Genomic DNA, 3,288 nt, shown 5'->3' with positions numbered 1-3,288 from the left:
GGGTGGAAAGCTTCATCATCGGGTCGCCTCGTGCGCACCGGGGGCGGCGCTCGCGACGCGGGGGATCGCGGCGGCCGGCGGGTTCATCAGCGGGTGGCTGTCGCGCACGCCCTGCGGACGCAGCACCGGGAACTGGCGCTGCACCCAGCGCAGCGTCTCGACCGCGGGACTCGCGAGCAGCACGCGCGCCGCCGGGTACTGCCAGAGCAGGCGGTCGACGCCGTCGACGGGCTCGTACGGCGTGTCGCCGAGGCCGTCGTCGTTCCTGTCCCAGCCGAGGTAGTCGCTCCACCAGTTGCCGCGGCCGTCGACCGACCATTCCTGGGTCTTCACCGCGACGTACCTGACCTGCGTGCGGTTGGCGACGAAGGCGTTGCCGTGGATGCGGTTGTCCTCGGAACCGGCGGTCAGGTGAATGCCGATTTCGGCACCGGCGAAGACGTTGCCGCGGATGTCGTTGTACAGCGAGTTGTAGACGAACAGCGCCTTGCCCTCGGCCCCGCCCGGACCGCTGCTGGCGCCGGCCGGCAGGTGCGCATCGCGTGCGCCGCTCGGATTGGCACGGCCGCGCTGCACGTCGATGACGACGTTGTCGCGGATCTCGGAGCTGTTCAGCGCGTTCAGCGCGATGCCGTAGTTCTCGTCGCGCTCGGAGCGGTTGCCGATGACCTTCAGGTTCTTCGACGACATCAGCGCGTAGCCGGTGCGCGTGCGCGTCGTGCGGTTGCCGAGCAGCGCGTTGCGGTTGGCGTACATGTAATGAATGCCGTAGCGCAGGTCGTGCAGGAAGTTGTCGCGCAGCTCGTTGTCGTCGCTGGTGTCGATGTAGATGCCGTCGCGCGCCTCGCCGACCTCGTTGCCGGCGGCGAGCGAGTGGCGGGTGCTGAAGAAGTGGATGCCGTTGCCGCGATCCTGCGAGCGCAGCGCGGCATCGCCGGTGATGCGGTTGTTCAGGATCTGCGCGCCGTCGAGCGCATCGAGCCAGATGCCGAAGGCGACCGCCTCGATCGTGCAGCCCTCGACGCGCGCCCGGTCGGCGCCCTTCTGCAGGAACACGCCCGAGTTCATGTCGCCGAGTTCGCGCCCGGAGTTGCGCAGCCCGAGGCCGCTCAGCGTCACGTCGGGCGCCGTGACCCGCACGACATCGCCCTGCCCGCCGCCGTCGATGACGGCGCCGGGCTCGCCGGCGAGCGTCAGCGGCCGGTCGATCTTCACGCCGCCGGCGTAGACGCCGGGCGCAAGCCGCAGCACCTCACCGGGCGCCGCCGCGTCGATCGCCGCCTGCAGCGGCCCGTCGGCCGGCGACACGCGTCGTCCGGTGGCGGTGGCGGTGGCGGCGAGTGCATCGCCGATCGCCAGCAGCACGCCGGCACAGACCAGCACGGCCAGCAGCCACAGGGGGTCCGCAGATCGCTTCATGTCCATCCCTCCCGCCGGCTGCCGCAGCCGCACGGCGTGCGGCTGCGGGCCGGCTGCGGCGCGCCTGCCTCAGGCCTTCTCGACCAGCATCCGCCCGACCATCTCCATGTGCATCGCGTGGCAGAACCAGTTGCAGTAGTACCAGTGCACGCCGGGCTTGTCGGCGACGAAGCTGATCGACGCGGTCTGCTGCGGGCCGATCTCCATCGACACGCCGTGGTTGACGACGCAGAAGCCGTGCGTGAGATCCGAGACGGTGTCGAGGTTGGTGATCGTCACCGTCACCTCGTCGCCCTGCTTCACCGTGAACTCCTGGATGCCGTAGGTCGGCGCCGCCGAGGTCATGTAGACGCGCACCTGCCGGCCGTCGCGGATGACCTTGTTGTCGGTTTCGAGCGTGATGCCGTCCTTCTTCGCACGCTCGCGCGTGATGGCGAAGAACGGATCGTCGCGCTTCCAGACATCGACGGGCCGGAGCTGGTCGCGGCGCACCATGATGCAGTCGTGCGGCTCGGCGAAGGTCGGGCCGTCGTGCACGAGCTTCATCTCCTCGCCGGAGATGTCGATCAGCTGGTCGTTCTCGGGCTTCAGCGGCCCGGTGTTCAGGAAGCGATCCTTCGAGAACTTGCAGAGCACCGCCAGCCACTTGCCGTCGGCCTCGCGCGACTCGGTCAGGCTGGCGTGGTTGTGGCCGGGCTGATAGCTCACGTCGAGCTTCTGGCGGATGTAGTCGACCTTCTCGCCGTTCCAGGCGCGGATCGCGTCGGCGATGTTCCACTTGCAGACCTGGCTGTCGAGGAACAGCGTCGTGTAGGCGTTGCCGCGGCCGTCGAAGGTCGTGTGCAGCGGGCCGAGTCCGAGTTCGACCTCGGCGGCGATGGCCTTGCGCGGCTCGATCTTGCCGGCGAACAGATCATCGAGCTTGCCGATGTCGATGATCGACACGGTCGGCGACAGCTTGCCGTTGGCGATGAAGTACTTGCCGTCCGGCGAGGTGTTGAGGCCGTGCGGGTTCTTCGGCACCGGGATGTAAACCGTGATGCCGAGGTTCGCGGCCTTGCGCCCGTCGAGCACCGGCACCTTCGAATCGCCGATCGTCGTCGCCTTGCCGGCCTGGATCGCCGCCTCGATCGCCGGGATGTTGTAGACGACCACCCAGTCGCGCTCGTTGCGCATCATGTCGCCGAGATGCACGCCGCGCTCGGAGTTGTAACAGGTCGAGGCTGCGTACCTGCCGGTGTAGTCGGCATCGGTGTTGTCGAGGTTGCCATCGACGATGACCTGCCAGGCGACCTCCATGCTCTCGGCGTCGATGGCGTTGAACATCGTCCAGTAGTTCTGCGCGTTGTCGAGATCACGCCCGTCGTTCGGCTGCGGGATCGGCATCTCGGCGTTCGCGAACACGTACTTCGTGTGCGGCACCTTCTGCAGGCGCAGGCCGTGGATCGCCGAGACGTTCGGGATCGACGTGATCCTGTCGCACTTGAAGATGTCGAGGCGGATGCGCGCGACGCGGGTGTTGGCCTTGTCGTTGATGAACAGGTACTTGCCGTCGTAGCGGCCGTCGGTCATCGACACGTGCGGATGATGCGCGTCGCCGTTGTGGAAGCGCGCGCCGTCGCCGAGCACGTGTTTGCTCTCGTTGGTCAGGCCCCAGCCCGTGGCCGAGCAGGTGTTGAACACCGGGATGCGCATCAGCTCGCGCATCGACGGGATGCCGAGCACGCGCACCTCGCCGGAATGCCCGCCGGACCAGAAGCCGTAGTACTCGTCGAGCTCGCCCGGCGCGACGTGCGCCTTCAGCGACGGGTCCTCGGCAGCGGTCGCCGCCCCGGCCGGGCGCGACTGCGCCGTCAGCAGCGCCCCGGC

General features: G+C 68.4%; 2 protein-coding genes. Both read right to left on the bottom strand.

Annotated elements, in window-relative coordinates:
• Positions 1–15 precede the first annotated feature (15 nt).
• Positions 16–1,419, bottom strand: a complete 1,404-nt coding sequence (locus PKE44_RS12145; protein WP_324551517.1) for a nitrous oxide reductase family maturation protein NosD — start codon at positions 1,417–1,419, stop codon at positions 16–18.
• 69 nt (positions 1,420–1,488) lie between these two features.
• A partial coding sequence (gene nosZ, locus PKE44_RS12140; RefSeq protein ID WP_324551515.1) for a TAT-dependent nitrous-oxide reductase occupies positions 1,489–3,288 on the bottom strand: 1,800 nt, incomplete at its 5' end.

Source organism: Plasticicumulans sp., assembly GCF_035331805.1.
Classification (GTDB): Bacteria; Pseudomonadota; Gammaproteobacteria; order Competibacterales; family Competibacteraceae; genus Plasticicumulans.
This window is presented reverse-complemented; position numbering and strand designations above follow the sequence as displayed.